The organism is Methanolobus sp. ZRKC4 (genome assembly GCF_045291305.1).
Lineage (GTDB): Archaea > Halobacteriota > Methanosarcinia > Methanosarcinales > Methanosarcinaceae > Methanolobus.
The window spans coordinates 452225-470259 of sequence record NZ_CP146983.1 but is presented as its reverse complement, the minus strand read 5'-3'; the positions used below and the strand labels follow the sequence as shown (position 1 = coordinate 470259).

General features: G+C 41.5%; 12 protein-coding genes and 2 pseudogenes. 5 read left to right on the top strand and 9 right to left on the bottom strand.

What is annotated here, in order from left to right:
* Positions 1 to 52: 52 nt before the first annotated feature.
* The 5 genes from V7O67_RS02340 to V7O67_RS02320 all read right to left on the bottom strand — a co-directional run bounded on the left by V7O67_RS02340 (position 53) and on the right by V7O67_RS02320 (position 6559).
* Complete coding sequence (locus tag V7O67_RS02340; protein ID WP_342303647.1) at positions 53 to 1570, bottom strand: DUF790 family protein; 1518 nt, start codon at positions 1568 to 1570, stop codon at positions 53 to 55.
* A gap of 9 nt (positions 1571 to 1579) precedes the next feature.
* Positions 1580 to 2917, bottom strand: a complete 1338-nt coding sequence (locus V7O67_RS02335) for a DEAD/DEAH box helicase family protein (RefSeq protein WP_342303648.1) — start codon at positions 2915 to 2917, stop codon at positions 1580 to 1582.
* Positions 2918 to 3013: 96 nt separating this feature from the next.
* On the bottom strand, positions 3014 to 3160 hold the full coding sequence (locus V7O67_RS02330) for a hypothetical protein (RefSeq protein ID WP_342303649.1): 147 nt from the start codon (positions 3158 to 3160) through the stop codon (positions 3014 to 3016).
* A gap of 513 nt (positions 3161 to 3673) precedes the next feature.
* Positions 3674 to 4648 (bottom strand): formylglycine-generating enzyme family protein, encoded by a 975-nt coding sequence (locus V7O67_RS02325; protein WP_406670714.1) that lies wholly within the window; start codon positions 4646 to 4648, stop codon positions 3674 to 3676.
* 147 nt (positions 4649 to 4795) lie between these two features.
* Positions 4796 to 6559 carry a class I SAM-dependent DNA methyltransferase gene (locus V7O67_RS02320; protein ID WP_342303651.1) on the bottom strand — a complete coding sequence of 588 codons (1764 nt, stop codon included), beginning with the start codon at positions 6557 to 6559 and terminating at the stop codon, positions 4796 to 4798.
* A gap of 403 nt (positions 6560 to 6962) precedes the next feature.
* On the opposite strand from V7O67_RS02320, the gene V7O67_RS02315 reads away from it, so the two are divergent.
* Entirely contained in the window at positions 6963 to 7214 is a 252-nt protein-coding gene (locus V7O67_RS02315) for a DUF3006 domain-containing protein (RefSeq protein WP_406670713.1), read from the top strand.
* Here the strand turns inward: V7O67_RS02315 and V7O67_RS02310 are convergent.
* Both V7O67_RS02310 and V7O67_RS02305 read right to left on the bottom strand, forming a co-directional pair.
* Complete coding sequence (locus V7O67_RS02310) at positions 7209 to 8360, bottom strand: hypothetical protein (RefSeq protein ID WP_406670712.1); 1152 nt, start codon at positions 8358 to 8360, stop codon at positions 7209 to 7211. The genes V7O67_RS02315 and V7O67_RS02310 overlap by 6 nt on opposite strands.
* 8 nt (positions 8361 to 8368) lie before the next feature.
* Complete coding sequence (locus V7O67_RS02305) at positions 8369 to 8926, bottom strand: DUF1989 domain-containing protein (RefSeq protein ID WP_342303654.1); 558 nt, start codon at positions 8924 to 8926, stop codon at positions 8369 to 8371.
* Positions 8927 to 9337: 411 nt separating this feature from the next.
* On the opposite strand from V7O67_RS02305, the pseudogene V7O67_RS02300 reads away from it, so the two are divergent.
* The 3 genes and pseudogenes from V7O67_RS02300 to V7O67_RS02290 all read left to right on the top strand — a co-directional run bounded on the left by V7O67_RS02300 (position 9338) and on the right by V7O67_RS02290 (position 13354).
* Positions 9338 to 10359, top strand: a pseudogene (locus V7O67_RS02300) (IS630 family transposase).
* Between the two features lie 1051 nt (positions 10360 to 11410).
* Entirely contained in the window at positions 11411 to 12019 is a 609-nt protein-coding gene (gene hisH / locus V7O67_RS02295) for an imidazole glycerol phosphate synthase subunit HisH (RefSeq protein WP_406670711.1), read from the top strand.
* Positions 12020 to 12031: 12 nt separating this feature from the next.
* Positions 12032 to 13354, top strand: coding sequence for an AIR synthase-related protein (locus V7O67_RS02290; RefSeq protein WP_406670710.1), 1323 nt, complete (start codon positions 12032 to 12034; stop codon positions 13352 to 13354).
* 30 nt (positions 13355 to 13384) lie between these two features.
* Here V7O67_RS02290 and V7O67_RS02285 read toward each other — a convergent pair whose 3' ends face one another.
* A complete protein-coding gene (locus V7O67_RS02285; protein WP_406670709.1) occupies positions 13385 to 14713 on the bottom strand; it encodes an NfeD family protein in 1329 nt (442 codons plus the stop codon).
* Positions 14714 to 14724: 11 nt separating this feature from the next.
* Positions 14725 to 15489 carry a slipin family protein gene (locus V7O67_RS02280; protein WP_406670707.1) on the bottom strand — a complete coding sequence of 255 codons (765 nt, stop codon included), beginning with the start codon at positions 15487 to 15489 and terminating at the stop codon, positions 14725 to 14727.
* Positions 15490 to 15902: 413 nt separating this feature from the next.
* Between V7O67_RS02280 and V7O67_RS02275 the strand changes: the two are divergent.
* Positions 15903 to 18025 (top strand): annotated as a pseudogene (locus tag V7O67_RS02275) (OB-fold nucleic acid binding domain-containing protein).
* Positions 18026 to 18035 lie beyond the last annotated feature (10 nt).

The following is an 18035-nucleotide window of genomic DNA, read 5'->3' as shown; positions in this document are numbered from 1 at the left end:
GGATGTTCTCCACACCACTGCCATTCATCTGAAAAAAACAATGAACATCCGGCTACGGGAGCTTCACAATTTCTGCATTATCTGGATCAAGTCCGCTCCATTTCACCTTATATCCGAGAATATCAAATACCTGCTGCCCTTTTATTCCATATTTTTCGACAATAATAAGAGCTTCATTGTACTTTATCACACCATTCAACTCTTCCTCAACAGTTTTTAGGGTTTGATCATCAACAAGCTGGTTTCCAATCCGCAGATAATCATTGGCATTGTTGTCATGTTTAATAGCATTCAGCAAAGCATCGAGGGCAACCTCGTATTTTCTGGCAGTCTCATCGAGATCGATAATGTTTCCTTCAAAAGCAATTTCAACATTTTTAAGTCTTTCAATGTCCTCTGTAACCTGTTTCTCTTCGTATTTTCGCAGAATCCTGAGTATCTCTAGATACGGTATTTTCCTGTCGTAGAAAATGATGTTATCCATATTGAATTCAGAACCAGAGCATGCAAGCTTTTTATTCACAAGAAGTATCATTTCTTCTTTTTCTCTTTTCTCCAGCAGATTAATCTTTTGAATCTTTTTTTTGAGGTATTCTGGTGTCCAGAAACCGATTATTTCAACGAATATCTTCTTGCCATTTTTCTCTAAGGAAAAATCAGGAATAAAGGCGTATTGACCTGCTTTCAATACTGCCGATTCTCTCTTGACATGCCAGTCATTAAAATTGAGCAAAGAGAATTCCTTTTCAATGGCACTGTCAAAGCTCTCCAGAGCAGAGTTTGAATCGGGTTCAATATTAAAAATCTGCTTCGTATCATCAAGAGTGAAATCATATATCCGTTTTCCGGTCATTGTTTTTTTCGAGATACTTGCTTTTAAGCTCCATTTTTTGCACTTCATGATAATTGGCAGGAGTTTTGCCATGGAAGTGCCATATCTTTCAGTCAGTTTAAACAGGGAAACAGCTCCGTCCAGGTATATCCTGCCATCCTCAATGGAGTACATCAATCCAAACCGTTTGATCTTCCAGAAGACCTCCTGGAAATTATCCTCTATTTGAATTTCCATGCCTGTTGCTTTAAAAAGAAGAGTTTGTGTCAATGACAGGTTATATTGTCTGAGCAGATCTTCAGGCGTCATTGTCTGGAACTCCTTAACTATCAAGTTCTCCTCCATATCTGCCCATAAGGCTTTTTCCAGTTCATTGGGTTTAACTGATAAACTTTCAGCAACCCTATTTATGACATCATTCCTTTCTAGAGCATCAAAAACAGCACCCGTACACTCCTCAAAAACCATTTTTCGGGCAGTTGATGGCTCTATGTCCGCATCCATTTCAATGATGCATTTTCTCTTAAGTATCTGAGAAAGACCCCTTATCAAACGGAAGTCAATCTCTTCGATACCTTCAATTTCTTCAGAGAGTTCTCCATATGTTTTACCGATATGCTTCTGAAATATATCTATAAGAGAGCGTGAGATCTCAAGGTTCCCACTGTTGATTTTAGCGTAAACAGGTTCTATTTTTCCTTTATAGCTTTTCGTAACAAGAAGGTCACTAGTGAGCATTTTTATATTCTACCTCAGAGCTTTCTTTCTTCTTTTTGCTGTGTTGATCTCACTTGTTTCTGCCGATACGATCTCATATAGGACAGCTTCCTTCCCTTCCTTCTTTCTGAGTATCCTGCCCAAACGTTGAATGAAAGCCCTTCCACTGCCTGTTCCGCTCAGGATCACACCAACATCTGCCTCAGGAACATCTATGCCTTCATCCAGAACTTTTGATGTCACAACTGCCCTATATACCCCCGACCTGAACCGATCAAGAATCTCACTCCTTTCCTTGCTTGGCGTTTTATAGGTTATGGCCGGTATCAGGAATTCCTTTGATATCATATAGACAAGTTTGTTGTGCTCGGTGAAAATAAATAATCTGCTATCAGCATGCTCTTTCAGGATCTCCCTGAATTTTTCTATTTTAGATGCACTGTTCAGGGCTATATCCCTTGCTTTATTTCTCGCAAGAAGGGCTTCTCTTGCCTTGGGATCTCTTCCACTTCGAATAACGATTTTCTGGAAATCTGATGGGCTTCTGATTATAATGTTACTTTTTCTGAGATAGTCTACAAAAATTCCCTGATTTTGCTCATATTCTATCTGCTCTTTCTCAGTCAGCTCAACCGCTATCTTTTGAAGCTTGAAAGGGGATAAATGCTTCCCTGCAAGATCTTTTACCTTTTTCTCAAAGACCTTTCCACCAACAAGCCTGTTAATCTCACTATGGGCTCCATCTTCTCTCTCATATGTAGCTGTTAGTCCCATCCGGAAAGGTGAAGCAAACATCTCGGCTATATTCTTGTAACCTTCGGCAGGAAGATGATGCACTTCATCAAAAATCATAAGACCAAATTTGTTTCCCAACATGGCAGCATGGATATATGCAGAGTCGTATGTGGATACGGTTAAGGCTTTTATTTCCTGCTTTCCCCCGCCAAGCATTCCCACATCTACTTTGAACTCCTCTTGCAGTTTAGAACGCCACTGGTCAAGCAAGTCAAGAGTTGGAACTATCACTATTGTTGGCGTGTTCAATAAGGAAATTGCGTTAATCCCCACAACAGTTTTACCACTCCCAGTTGGTAGTACGATGACCCCGCGTTTGCTGTTCTGGATCCATGCATCAATAGATTTTTTTTGATATCCTCTCAATTCTATTGTGCTCTGAAGTTCAGGACACGGTAGAAGGTCAAGAACATTATCCGTATAACTGATACTTGAATTTTTAAGATAATCGGTAATGTTCTGGTAATACAAAGCCATCGCTCTGAAGGTTTTTGAACGCTCATCCCATGTAGAGTGACGGATTCTGGCATCTCCCCGAATGACAATTGTGCCTTGGTTAAAGAAAAGTTCCATTGTGGTTTAAAATCGAATTGGATATTAATAAACGTTGGGTATACACAGTGAAAGTAATATGTGGTCGATTTGGTCTGAAAGATTCAATTCAAACCATTAGACTATATTTTTCATTTTAAGTTTCTCAATCACCAGTTCTGCAGTTTCTTCCACCTGCCTCTCCTTGAGATTATTCTGCATCTTCGAATAATATTCTGCAATAAAGTCCACCGCATGGCTCTTGTTACAATCCTGCTCCTTCATCGCCCGGTGAAGTACTGCGGTCGATGGACTTTTACAATCAGCGGCTCTATAGAAGTGTTATACACTTTTCCCAGAGCAAGGGGGAACTTAGATGTCATCATTTTCTATGAGTTCAGAAAAGTTGGGGTCGACCACAAACAAAGCACCACATGTTTTGCAATAGTATGATTTTATTCCAGATGGGGGGGCGAATAAGATTGGGGTGATTGTATTCGCTTCTTGCAAGGAGTTTATCATTCTCAATTTCTACGGTTGCAATCCAAGTCATGTTGTCCCCTCTGAAGTATTCAATAAAAACAGTACGCAGTGACCGTGTATATATTGTATCGAGCATATTAGATAACGTGCGCCATCTAACTGTTGTTTTCAGCTTAGTCTTTTTTCATAATGAATTTCTTGCGCGTCTTGCGCACCTCACCTGTGCGGCTACGCACGCACGGGCTCGGGCTTAAGCCGCGTTTTTCCCCACACCTATTCTACAATAAAGTTGTAAAGTGGTAACGCAGTAAGTAATTACATTTCCCTGAGTAGACGGAAACCGAAGTTGAAGTACCGGGAGTACGGGGCGTATTCGTAGCGATTTGCTGACCGACAGTTCTCGGCGTTGTTGAACCAGCTACCGCCACGAGAGACCCGGAGCGAGCCACTACCATCTTCCCATGCACTACCATCTGTAGGAGCACCTTCATAATAACTATGCCATCCATCCTGGCACCATTCCCAGACATTGCCATGCATATCGTACAGTCCCCAGGGATTGGGTTTCTTCTGTCCAACCGGATGAGTTTTGCTCCCTGAATTGTTTTTATACCAGGCGTATTCTCCCAGATCAGACACACTATCTCCAAATGAATATCTCATGGTCGTGCCCGCCCTGCAGGCATACTCCCACTCGGCTTCGGACGGCAAACGGTACTTATTCGTGCCTTCCATGTTGTTTAACTTTTTAACGAACTCCTGCACATCATTCCATGAAACTTTTTCCACAGGATTGCTGTCACCATCAAAATAAGACGGATTATCGCCCATCACCTCACCCCACTGTTCCTGGGTCACCTCATACTTACCAAAGTAGTAGGCTTGCCCGATAGTTACCTCATGAACGGGACCTTCATTATCATACCGGTCTTCTTCATATAATGGAGAGCCCATCTCAAACTCGCCTGCCGGAATGAGTACGAATTCCATGTCAATAGAGTTGGTATAGGTCTTGGGGTTATTATCCTCAAGTTCTTCAGCTACAGCAGGTTGCGCAACTGGTTCATTTTCAGGTTCACCTGATTTTTCATTAGTGGTTGTTTTTGTTTCAGCTATCTCTCCATCGTCAGACTCATCGGTTTCATCTACGAGTTTATAGAGAGGATCATCATCAATGTCATATGACTTTGTATCAGGAAACATTTCTTCGGTTTTTTCCTCGTTTTCTGTATCAATTGGATTCTCAGTATCAGTACAGCCAGAAAACATTGTTGCAATAATCAATACCAATAACAAAGTTAGTTTCAAACAATTTTTAAAATTCATTACATTAAACGGTTTTATATCCACCATGCCACTCCCACTCAAATTTCTATAACATTTTTTGGAAGTTACTTTATTTCACATATATGTTATATTTTACGGCTAAATCTAATTTTACATCAACTTTTTCATTTTAAGCTTCTTAATCACAAGCTCTGCAGTCTCTTCCTTTGCCTCCCTAGCACCTTTAATCTCCTTCAGGCGGGCGGTAACATTGACCTTGTTCACCTTGTCGAGTTCGGAGAAAGCACCCTCATCGCCTCCCTGCTCTTCTTCAAGTTCGGTCTTGCTGGCGGTAGCGCTTTCCATTTCAGCAGTGAGCTGGTCGATAATCGCCTGTTCCTTAGCAAAGTAGCGAGCCACGATAAGAGCTTTAGGAACAAGGTCGCAGGTCCAACCTTTGTCTTTTTCCTTACCTTTCTTGTCCTTCTCTATAATACGATAGGTCTGAGCCTTCCAGCCATCATCAGAGATCATGTAGCAATCATCCTGCATTGTTTCAGCCCAGTAATCCATCAGGTGCTGGTACACATCGTATTGGCTGATGAGAGGCTTGTCTGCGTAATGTGCAAGCAAGTCTTCGGAGAGTTCTGCTATGATCTCCTTAGGGTGACTTTCGACCTTCAACTGGCGCAGTGTGACTGAAGACTTCTCACGCCATTCAGCAAAGTGTGCATTCATTCCATCAATAGAAGCAGCAAACTCCGGATGCTCGTAGATGCTGGATTTGATAGCAGACTTGTCCACGGCAAGCTCCAGATAGCCATGACGCTTCTCTTTGAACAATGCCTGCCGAAGCTGTGGACAAATATCCCAGTACCTTTGGAGTGCATCGATATCAGCACATGGAATGCCACCGTGCAGGTGACCTTCTATGTCCTGAAGGTCCTCAGCATTGCCACGGAAAAGAACACCATGAGGCAGGATACATGCACCCTTACCTGTGCTCTTGAGAGAGCGGACGATGTGTAATAGATAGGCGTAATCTCCCTGCTTGCCGGGAGGAATTCCGAAAGGCTTGAAACGATCGTGTTCGTCTTTAAGAGGATCAAGTCCGGTACTCCATCGCTTGTCACTGAAAGGTGGATTAGCGACAACATAGTCAAAGGTCTTGATAGTTTCCCCATCCTTGAACTTTGGTTCGGCCAGAGTGTTACCCTGCACGATAAGGGCTTCGGGATTGTTGTGCAAGATCATGTTCATGCGAGCGAGACCGGACGTTGCAGCATCTTTTTCCTGACCGTACAGGGTTAGCTTTGTTCTTGCCTCGTCTGCAACCTTCAGCAGCAGTGAACCGGAACCGCAGGTAGGGTCATAGGCAGTGGTGGAGCTGGTGGTATTTGCATTACGGATGCCAAGTATCTGTGCTATGATACAGCTGACCTCGGCAGGAGTATAGAACTGGCCTTTGCTTTTGCCGCTCTCAGTTGCGAAGTGACGCATAAGGTATTCGTAAGCGTCGCCCAAGATATCATCGCCTTCAGCACGGTTCTTCGAGAAATCAAGCGCGGGGTTCTCGAAAATAGCTATGAGATTGGTAAGCCTGTCCACCTGTTCCTTGCCGCTGCCAAGCTTGCTGGCATCATGGAAATCCGGCATATCGGACAGCTTGTTCGCATTGACCAAGGGAGCGATTATCTTCTTGTTTATCTGGTCGCCTATGTCAGTTTGACCCTTAAGTGCTACCATGTCCTTAAAGCTGGCACCTGGCGGGACACTGATAGGGGCGAAGGGTATGTCGGCGTATTTGTCACTGACGTACTTAATAAAAAGCAGGACGAGTACATAGTCCTTATACTGGCTGGCGTCCATCCCACCGCGCAGTTCATCGCAGCTGGACCAAAGGGAAGAGTATAGTTCGGATTTTTTAAGGGCCATTTCATCACCAAGCTCTCATTAGATGACCATCGGTGTTTTCAACTATGTTACAAGTAAAAATAGGAGTAAGGAATACGTTATTATCTCTCATGATGTAACCTGGGTGCATATTACGAATCAATATGCTATTAAAATGATGATGCATCTTACTTTCTGAGATGCATTATCATTTTCTTATGAAGTGTTTCTGTTAAAGTATAAAAGATTTATTTTTTGCTTTGAATTGTTATTATTTAATAAAAACAAATTATATGGGATTTATACTTTCTAAGATTATTAAATCCAATATTGATAGGTTAAATCTTTTTGGATGTAAAGTATACCTAACTGATCTTGACGGCGATATTATCGTTAAGACTGATAGGAATGAATACACTGTAGAAACTGCAGAGGAGGAATAATGATGAATAGTAATTTCAAGATGTCACTGGATAGAGTGGAAGGAAATTTCACAGTTCTCTTTGTGAGATATGAAGAGTCGAATAAAATCGATTTTCCTATATATCTCCTTCCGACTGGATTAAAAGAAGGAGATATTCTGGAGACTGGTATAAGTAAGGATGAAAAGGAAACCGAAGATGCAAAGAAAAGGGTAGCATCGTTGATAGAGCATTTGAAGAATAAAAGTAGTCGAACGGTAGATTTTTTGTTATGAATAAGTGTAATCGAAATGATTCTTGTTTATTGACTCAAAATTGTAATTAATATCAGTACATGTTGGTCCAGATAGTAATCCACTTGTTCTCATTACCGGTTTTCCATTTTTATTTTCAAGATAGATAACTACATTAGCAAACCACAAAAGATATTCTTCATATAATTTATCTAGTGTTCCAAGCCGGAGAATATAGAGAGAAGAAATATTATGCTTTTCTTCCCAGTACATATTGTGTCTGAGATATTGAATTGCGATTTCTCTATCCGTGAAACATAGGAAATCTGATAAGGAATCATAAACAACACAGATTTTAGAACATTTTTTATTTTTCAGAATACGCTGAAGTGCTTCCTCGTATTTTTTGTTCAAAAGATGAGGGTTCCTAGGATCTGCTATTAAAACTGGTTCCTTAACAATTGGATCAAAGGGTCTATTGAGGTTAATATGATATTTCTTTTCTTTCTTTTCTGATGTTAATTTCTTGTAACAATCAATTATAACCACATTTTTCAGTTTATTTTCTACCCATTTTTTATTCGCATTTTCATTACTCTTTTTTATCTTATCTTCAAGAGCTTTTTTTATTTTCTCATGAGGTCGTGCAAATGTGAAATAGATTACACCACTTTCTTCATTGAGGTATGGACTAACTAAATTTTCTGCCACTTGCCAGGGTCTCCAGCTTTCATCTGCTGCCAATATAATAGGATAAGGATGAAATTGTTTCTTAGCATCTGTAGCTTGATTCTTAGCTGATTCTATCACTTTATCTAAACACTCCATATTAAATTCAGGAGGAGATAGCTTTATGTTGGTTATATTTTTATTAGATTCTACAGTATCCTTTGAAAAACCAATCAATTCAAGGCAAATTATATGATAGAAAATTCTTAGCAGAAGTGCTACAATGACTAATGTAATAAACAGTAGAGAAATTAAAAGATCAGGAACTAAAGTTAAATTTATAATAATAACTGAAATCCAAAGAACACATAAGTAACAATATAACTGTTTTCTCCACCTTATGTAAGCTCGTCTTGTTAATGCATATCCAATTAAAAGTGTAAGAACGGACGTAATAATGTTTCCAATATCATTAATGGCGCTAGAATCTACAGTAACTAAGCTTGAAATACCTATCATTAGAGCAGTCATGTCACTTCAACCATTATGTCTCCTTTAGTTGAACATGAATCTGGTTCACACGGACAAGCAGATATTGCAACTGTGCAATTCTTGAGAGCTAAAAAAGATACTGAATCATCACTTTTTGCTCGTGTGGTCTTTGTTTTGAATGTGTATTTGATAGAATCTAACTCAAAATCCATGAATAAATTAATAGTGCTTGGTAGGTCTGTTGTTTGAATTCCAAGAGCAGAGGCAAGAATATCTCTACACCCATCTTTTTCTTTCCCAAAATGTTCACTATAAATTTTTCTCCTGCAACCTGGATACAGGATATTGGTGTCAGCTTTAGAATTAATTGAGATCACTTTAAGAACAGCTTCTTCGTTAACATCAAATAATTCATCTCCATCTTTTAATATAAATCGTCGAATTCTATCAAGAGTTATTCCTTGATGGTAATTTAAGAAAACCAAATCAGATAATTGACCACCGTCTTGACACCTAATTTTAACTTTCTGTCCCTGTGTTAAGACAAAACCTTTTGCTTCCCCTTTCTTTAAAGTAAAAACTATTTTTGCCATGTTCATTCCTTTTTAAGTATATTACTATCTATTAACATTCGATATAAACTATCACTATGATGATATCTAATTACAGTGCTTTCTATAATTTTACTTTTTTTGTTCCTGCCACAATTGACCTAATTCAAACACTCAATAATAACCAAATACTTTGCATTATTCTCAGACTATATTCTATTAGTTCCTATAATTGGCATATCGGAATGATACATGGAAACGGCTCAATGCATTATAGTCATAAGAAACATATCTTCAAATTTGTGACTATGGAAGAGATCACTGACAATGTAGATGAGGAAAAGCAGTCTGTTCTACCCACAATGCATATATAAAGAAAAATCCTGATTTATTGTGTGGGCTTTTATAGTTATTAACCAAACTTTTAATACTAATTGAGTATAACAATACTGTATGGCTAAACCCGAACAAATTCCGATAAAGCATCATCTTTCATCAGAAGAATTGCTTAAACATATTAAGTCATTAGAGAAAGACACACGAGTTCTACAACGTTTATATTTTGTTAAACATCGTTATGAAGGAGCTTCTGTTAATGAAGCAGCTAAACTTGTAGGGATATCAAAACCCGTTGCATATCAATGGCAAGAGCGGTGGAATCAAGACGGATATGAAGGATTAAAGCCTAGGTTTTCAGGAGGATGTCCTTCCAAACTCACTGATGATCAAAAAGAAAAACTAAGGGACATGTTACATGAAAGAGATGATTGGTCTACAAAAGAAGTTCAGGAACTCATTTATAATGAATTTAAGGTTCAATACACCATTAAGCAAATACTAGTGATCTTGAAGAAGTTTGGCATGCATCATGCCAAACCATATGCGCATGATTATCGAAGACCACAAAATGCAGAAGATTGTTTAAAAAAAACTTACCGTTAATCGATGATGATTGCGTTATCGGATTTCTTGATGAATCATCTCCCCAAACAACATCAAATACGGTTCGTTTATGGTCTTTCAATAAACCTGCCATCTTCAAAAACACAACCAGGATAAAAGCAAACTCCTTCGGTTTTTATGCATTGAATGGTAATTCTGTTATTGATTTCAAAGAACATTCAACCAAGGAGGATGTATGTTCGTTTTTATCAGCTGTTAAAAACAATAACATGGGAGAGAGAATCGTAATTATTCTCGACAATTTTAGATCACATCGAGCAAAATATACAGTGGAATTTGCACAGGCAAATGATATTGAATTGGTCTATTTACCTCCATATTCACCCGACTTGAATCCAATCGAATTCATCTGGAAAAGTGTCAAAAGAATTATTTCTCGCAATTTTGTGAAAGATCTGGATCATATGAAAAATCTGATTGCTGAGGAGTTTATTGATTGTTCATCGAAGATTAGCTTCGCAAGAAAATGGATTGAGACATTTCTGGATAATAAGTTGAAAATGTTAAGTTAATAACTATAATCATCTTGCCGTTCCCAACCTCGGCATTTTCCTAGTAACCAGAAGCCAATTTGAGAATCATGATAACTTTACCTTTGATTAAATATATGTATCATGAGGCGTTACTGTAGTAACGTGAAAGAGTGAGGCTTTGGACTCCCGTTGCAGGGCTCTTCCTCAGCATTTTCCTTGTGAACGGAAGCCTATTTTGAAATTATAATTACTAATTTTGCGATAAAATATATGTGCTATTAGGTCTTAACGTAGCACGGTGAGAGGGTACGGCATTATATCGGTGAGCCCATTCCAACCACCAGCATGACTACTATATTAATAGGAAGCTCGATGGCCCTATCATCATTGAAGAGTTTTTCAAGAATGGTCAAAAAATCACCGAATGCAAGGAAAGGCACATCAGATATAAATTTATTGTTTTGTTCCTGATTTTTATATTGTGTCCTGAATGATTTAGATGAAAAACAGGATCAATAGAGACATTAAAGACATAAAGAATTTGACAAGTCCAAAAAACATCATATAATGAAAAAGAAATCATGAATTATTTCTGCTTCTTCTTTCCATGAAGACGTTCTAGCCTATTTAGTCTTACTCCTAGCCACATGGCATAGAGGATGCCGATAACAAAAACAGAACAAATGTACTTGATAGTTAAATCGAGTTCTAGTGAACTAACAGTAACCAATATACCGAACACTGCGACAAAAACAACTACTGTGAACTATAGTTATTCCAGTCGGCATTGGAATCAATTGTTACCAAGTAACACATCCTTAAAGAAAAAATAAATTGGATTCAAAAACCTAACATTTGATTTTTTTGAATGGTGTGACCATAGAAAACGAGGATACCATGCAAAATGGACAGGCATGTAATGGATACTAAGATGCATACTATGATGTTTGAGTTTCAAGTATATAAAAGAAAGTTGAAACGCTTAATTGCTTGCTTTTTGAAAAAGAAGACTCATATAAGATTAAGCAACCATGTTCATCAAAAACCCACATCGTTACATTCATGTACCAAAACCCTGCTTTAAATCTTCATGAAAAAGATTGTCATCATCGATTACGGACTCGGTAACCTCAGAAGTGTTCTCAAGGGGCTTGAATACGCAGGTGCCAATGTAGTCATATCCAGTGATCCTGCCGAAATTAAAAGCGCAGACGGGGTCATCCTGCCGGGAGTCGGCGCATTCAAAGATGCAATGAAGAACATTGCAGGGCTGCTTGATACCATAAACGAGTATGTGGATTCCGGGAAGCCAATGCTTGGAATCTGCCTTGGACAGCAGATACTAATGAGCAAGTCAGAAGAAGGCGGCCACACGCCCGGACTTGATCTTATCAAAGGTGAGGTCCAGAGGTTTCCGCATTCCGATCTCAAGGTTCCCCACATGGGCTGGAATTCCATCAGTATAAACAGCAAACATCCTTTTTTCGAAGGCATACCCGATGGGTCCTTTGTTTACTTTGTTCACTCATATTTTGTGGACACCGGAGAGAAGAACACACTCATATCATGTGATTATGGCACAGACTTTGCAGCATCTGTAGTCAACAACGCAGGTAATGTCATAGGCACGCAGTTCCACCCGGAAAAAAGCGGAGATATGGGCCTGAAGATGCTCGAAAACTTCGTGGCAATGTGTTAAAAAGAGGCAAACATGGACATCGAAGGCTACGCAAAAAGAGGACTTAAAAACAACGAGTCTGACATCGAAGACAAACTCATTGCCAGGATACTTGAAGTAAAGAAGACAAGTCCTGAACATGCACGTAAACTTGCACAGGCAACAATCACAGAAGCCAGAGCTACCCTTGATCTGAAAGGAGATGTGCTCGAGCCCACCATATCCGGCATCAGCATGGGAGAATTCGGTGTAGGTTCAAGAGGCATCGGCGATTTCTATACCCATGAAAAGATAGCGGAAGTCATCGGCAAGACCAATGCTGTGGTTGACACCACACACCTTGATGACTCAGGTGTTGTCAAGACAAAGGAAGCCGGAGAATACATCATACTGACCGTTGACGGGATACATTCCCGCTTAAGCGACTTCCCCTTCCTTGCAGGTTTCCACGTAGCCCGTGCAGCCCTGAGGGATGTATACGTAATGGGTGCACGTCCCGTGGCAATGCTCTCGGACATCCACGTAGCTGATGACGGGGACGTCGGCAAGATACTGGACCACATCGCAGGCATCACAGCCGTTGCCGAACTTTCCGGGATACCACTCATAACCGGAAGTACTCTCAGGATAGGCGGTGACATGGTCATCGGTGAACGCATGACAGGTGGCGTCGGAGCAGTGGGTGTTTCATCAGACCTCACCGCACGCGAGCAGACTCAGGTCGGTGATGTAATCCTCATGACCGAAGGAGCAGGCGGAGGCACCATATCCACAGCAGCACTGTACTACGGAATGCACGAGGTTGTTGACGAGACAATCAACATAAAGTTCCTGGAAGCATGTGAAAAACTCCTGGACTCAGGACTTGTAAAACATATACACGCAATGACAGACGTAACCAACGGCGGTATACGCGGTGACGCAAAGGAGATATCAAGAACCGCAGGCGTCAGGCTGGTATTCCGGGAGCAGGAAATGAGAAAGCTTGTTAACCCCGTTGTACTTGACATGCTCGAATCCCTGGAAATCGACTATCTGGGAGTCTCCCTTGATGCTTTGCTCATAATTGCACCTGAGGAATATGCCGAAGATATAATGAAGACCATACGAAGTGCAGATGTAGATGTTGCTGTTATCGGAAAAGTAGTGGAAGGCACAGGCTCTGAAATAACAATTGACGGAGAGGTCAAGGACTTCACCCCACGCTTCAGGGAATCCGCATACACACCCATCAAAAAAATGATAGGCGAAGAAGAGCCCCGTGACTTTGCAGAGATGCAAAAAGCCATTGATACAGCAGCACTCAATGCCATCGAAAAGAAAAGACGTGTAATAGAGATGGTAAAAAGAAAATAGAAAGGTTTTACCTTTCTTATTTTCCTTATATTACTTATCTAATTCACCCTCTTTCTCTAATTTCTCAACCACAAGCACCACACCATCTTTTTCAATTATTGTCACTTTATCGCCTTTTTCAATTACACCCGATGAGCGTGCTTTCCAGTATTGCCCATGATGGAGAACGTACCCTTCCTGACCATTGCCTATTGGGTCAAGAGCCTGCGCACTGTCACCAACCAGTTCACCGAACAACGGTCTTCTCTTTCTGACCTCAACCACCTTGTAAATGACAAAAACAAGGAAAAGCCCGAGGATAATAGTCGGAGCTGAGACTGAGATTATCAACGTCCTCTGGAAGTCCGCAGGAGTGTAGTTTCGCGGGAAATCCGTTGGAGCAAGAAGCACGCTTCCAGCAACAATACACACAAGCCCTGCAATCCCGAATATCCCGAAACCCGGTGCCTGAAATTCCAGCACTAGCAGACCAATACCTACCAGGATGAGGAAAACAGCCCCGATGCTAACATCAAAACCGGTACCTATGAGACCAAGTGCAATAGCCACGACTCCGAACAGTTCTGCACCAAATCCGGGATTTGAGATCCCGAGTATTATCGCATAGATACCCAATAACAGCAGCAACGAAGAGACAATAGGGTTGGATATGATATTCATGAAAGCAAGGCGCAGAGACGGTTCATAATAGGTGATATCCGCCCCCCCTGTGTTGAGCACTCTTTCTTTAACCTCTACCCCATCAACCTGTGACATCAGATCCTCGACGGATGGAGACACATACTCTATCACCCCATATTCAAGGGCAGTATCAGCATCAAGATTCAGGTTCTCAGTAATGAACTCGGCAGCAGCAGTCTGGTTACGACCGTGTTTCTCGGCATTCTCAGTTGCACGTGTCACCAGGGCATTTACGACCTTGGAATCATTAACAGGTTCAGTACCACTTGGAGTCACGGTCACAGGCTGGGCAGAGCCGATGACAGTAAACGGAGCCATTGCAGCAATATCCGTACTGATAAGAATGAGCGTCCCGGCAGACCATGCCTGCGTACCCTCCGGATAAACATAGCCGATCACAGGCACATCGGTAACTGCAATCTGCTCCACAATATTGAGAGTCTCATCAAGACCCCCCCCGGGAGTATTCAACGTTATTACAAGAGCCTCATAATCCTCCCTTTCCGCAAAAGCGATAGCATCGGCAACAATATCATCAGTGACCGGTGTGATGGAATCGGATATCTCAAGAACCAGTACTTTCTCCTGCCCGGCAGCACAGGCCATACCTGAGAACAGGGACAAAGTCAATGTCAAAAAAAGAAAAGTGCTCAGGAAGAACCAGCACTTGTGTCTCATGTTTCCTCCCTTCACTCTTTCTTAGCAAACGCCTTTGAAAGTGCCGCTACCTCTCCAACATTGGCAGAGTTGGCTACAACAATCATGTTCTTTTCCCTTGCTATTTCCGCATATGTCTGCAGTTCCCTTAGTTTGATGGCAACCGGCACTTCCTCGTACAGGCGTGCAGCTTCCTTCATCTTCTCAGCAGCATTGAACTCACCGTCTGCAAGGATCATACGGGCACGCTTCTCACGTTCTGCCTCTGCCTGTTTTGCAATTGCACGCAGCATTGTCTCGTCAATGCTCACATCTCTTATCGTTACATTGGTAACCTTGATACCCCAGGGATCCGTGGAAGCATCCAACAGTTCCTGTATCTGAAGGTTTATTTCCTCTCTCTTGGACAGAACATCATCCAGTTCGATCTGACCGATTACATCACGGAGGGTTGTCTGGGACAGGGTCGATGTAGCATACCTGTAGTTCTCAACTTCATTGACAGCCTTTGAGGGCTCTATAACCTTGTAATAAATAACAGCATCAACTGCAACGGTGACATTGTCCTTGGTGATAACCACCTGTTTGGGAACATCTATGGTAACCACACGAAGGTCCACTTTCACCACCGTATCTATGATAGGGATGATGAAGAACAGACCGGGGCCTTTCACCCCACTCAATCGCCCTAAACGGAAAATTACCACACGTTCATATTCCTTTACTATCTGTATCGCTTTTGACAGTATAAAGACTGCCACAATAGCTAAAGGTAAAATAAAATCAACTAAAGGCATGTAACCACTCTCCTGAAGAATTTTAAGTACAGTACATATAAAGAACCTGTTTCTTATGAATATATCGGTGACTACCAGGAAAGAATTTAGAATAATATAAGAAGAGGAACACAAAAACAAGAACTGAGATTTTTATAGGAGACGGGCCTGAAATCTGGTTTGAGGGGATTGTACACGAAAGCATGATAGCAAATTGTTATCATTGGATCAATAACCTTCAGGCCCAGCAAACAATAGAACTATTTTATTCTTTATTAATGTGATTGATTTTGATGTTAATAATTTCAAACTAGCTTTTTGAAACGATAGCAAGCGAGCAATATATAAATAGAATATATAATTATTGGTCCGTTTTATCTCTTGAACACACGCAAAGACATAAATCTAACATACACCATTTAAGACTTGATATAATGAGCGAAAAATGTCAGGAGTGCGGCGGAAAAGGCTACAAGGTCGTCGGCTCAAATAAATGCCCCGAATGCAAAGGGGCTGGGAAATCAAAATCTATAGATCTTATGAAACTTTCCGAGAAGGATATGGCCAGTTTTTTGGAGAATGGCTCTTCCTGTACTAACTGTGAAGGAAGCGGAGAGATAGAGGAAAGGGAGACATGCGCTGCATGCTCCGGTAAAGGTGTTTTTTACAAGTGTAAGATATGTGGAACACCTATGGACAGGCTTTATGAAGGAAATGAAGTTTGTTCCTCATGTACAAAGAAACAGATCGTGTACAAGCTTGACAACTCATGTACTCTGGATGAACTTGAAGTTGGAAGTATTACCACGCGGTTGTCAGGAACCTTGCTGATTTTGGAGTTTTCGTCGACATGAACTCCAGTCTCAGAGGACTGATACATTCCAGCAATATGAGTGGACCACTGGAAGTAGGAGAAGCTGTAATTGTAGGCCTCAAGGAAATAAAACCAAGAGGTAAAATGGATCTGGTACCCCGTAAGCTCAAAGAATACGAGACCGTGGAACTTGAAAAAGAACTCCCTATAAAACTTGCAAGTGAAGTCACCCAGATGGTGGGCAAAACGGTAAAGATCCAGGGAGAGGTCATACAGGTAAAGCAAACTGCAGGACCGACCATATTTACCATTGCTGACGAGACAGGTCAGGTATCTGCTGCTGCTTTTGAGAGTGCAGGAGAAAGAGCCTACCCGCACATAAGCTCGGATATGATTGTTTCTGCAACAGGAGAGATAACTTCCCGTGGTGACAGCGTACAACTTGAGATCCAGAGCCTTAAAAGACTAAACGGACCAGAAGAAACAGAGATACTTCAGCGCATAGAAGCTGCCATTGACAGCAGGGCAGAACCCTATGATATAGAATATATGGTAGAAAGTGAAGTTCTTGAGAAACTCAGGCCCGCCATGATGAAAGTTGCAAAGGAGATACGCAAGGCAGTCATCAAATCGATTCCCATACTGCTCCGCCACCATGCGGATGCAGACGGAATGACAGCCGCCATAGCAATTGAAAAAGCAATTTTACCCCTTATACGTGAAGTTAACGGCCAGGACGGAGAATACTATTTTTACAAGAGAGCCCCTTCCAAGGCACCTTTCTATGAGATAACGGATGTTGTACGTGACATAAGTTTTGCACTTGAAGATGCAGCACGTCACGGCCAGAAGATGCCCCTTGTCGTAAGTGTCGACAACGGTTCTACACTTGAGGACGTGCCTGCCATGAAACAGGCCAGGGTATACGGCATCGAGATGGTCGTAGTGGACCACCATCATCCGGACAAAGAAGTTGACGATTACCTTATAGCACATGTGAACCCCGCACACGTTGGCGGCGACTTTGGCATGACAGCAGGAATGTTGTGTACAGAAGTAGCACGCATGATAAACCCGGAAGTTGAGGAGCAGATAAAGCATCTGCCTGCAGTTGCGGCCGTTGGGGACCGTTCTGAGGCTGAAGAGGCGAAAAAGTATATCGAGATGGTATCGGACACATACTCCTTGCAGGATTTGAAAGATATTGCTCTTGCACTTGACTTTGAAGCATATTGGCTCAAGTTCAACAACGGAAAAGGTATACTTGATGACATACTCAACTTTGGTGATACAAAAGTACACAAGAATCTCGTGAAACTACTGTGTGAGCAGGCAAACGAGATGATAGATGAGCAGATAGACGTATGCATGGCCCACGTTAAAACGCAGACACTTCCAAACGGAGCACTGTTGAATGTCCTGGATGTCGAGAACTATGCCCACAAATTCACCTTCCCTCCACCGGGAAAGACGTCAGGAGAAGTCCATGACCGCCTGTGCAAAAAATTTGAAGGCAAACCTGTGATAACCCTGGGTTATGGTCCTGACTTTGCAGTCATTCGTTCAAAGGGCGTCAGGATGAATATCCCACAGATGGTAAGGGAACTCCATGACGAAGTAAAAGGCGGCGGAGTCAACGGAGGAGGTCACCTTGTCGTAGGCAGCATCAAGTTCGTGGAAGGTATGCGTACCGACGTCCTGTCCAAGCTTGCAGAAAAAATAGGAGTCGTAGAAGTAGATTAATACTTCTACC

Excerpts from the sequence above, each read along its gene's own strand:
- V7O67_RS02340 (WP_342303647.1), bottom strand. The coding sequence starts at position 1,570 with ATGCTCACTAGTGACCTTCTTGTTACGAAAAGCTATAAAGGAAAAATA.
- V7O67_RS02335 (WP_342303648.1), bottom strand. The coding sequence starts at position 2,917 with ATGGAACTTTTCTTTAACCAAGGCACAATTGTCATTCGGGGAGATGCC.
- V7O67_RS02330 (WP_342303649.1), bottom strand. The coding sequence starts at position 3,160 with ATGAAGGAGCAGGATTGTAACAAGAGCCATGCGGTGGACTTTATTGCA.
- V7O67_RS02320 (WP_342303651.1), bottom strand. The coding sequence starts at position 6,559 with ATGGCCCTTAAAAAATCCGAACTATACTCTTCCCTTTGGTCCAGCTGC.
- V7O67_RS02315 (WP_406670713.1), top strand. The coding sequence starts at position 6,963 with ATGAATAGTAATTTCAAGATGTCACTGGATAGAGTGGAAGGAAATTTC.
- V7O67_RS02310 (WP_406670712.1), bottom strand. The coding sequence starts at position 8,360 with ATGATAGGTATTTCAAGCTTAGTTACTGTAGATTCTAGCGCCATTAAT.
- V7O67_RS02305 (WP_342303654.1), bottom strand. The coding sequence starts at position 8,926 with ATGGCAAAAATAGTTTTTACTTTAAAGAAAGGGGAAGCAAAAGGTTTT.
- hisH (WP_406670711.1), top strand. The coding sequence starts at position 11,411 with ATGAAAAAGATTGTCATCATCGATTACGGACTCGGTAACCTCAGAAGT.
- V7O67_RS02290 (WP_406670710.1), top strand. The coding sequence starts at position 12,032 with ATGGACATCGAAGGCTACGCAAAAAGAGGACTTAAAAACAACGAGTCT.
- V7O67_RS02285 (WP_406670709.1), bottom strand. The coding sequence starts at position 14,713 with ATGAGACACAAGTGCTGGTTCTTCCTGAGCACTTTTCTTTTTTTGACA.
- V7O67_RS02280 (WP_406670707.1), bottom strand. The coding sequence starts at position 15,489 with ATGCCTTTAGTTGATTTTATTTTACCTTTAGCTATTGTGGCAGTCTTT.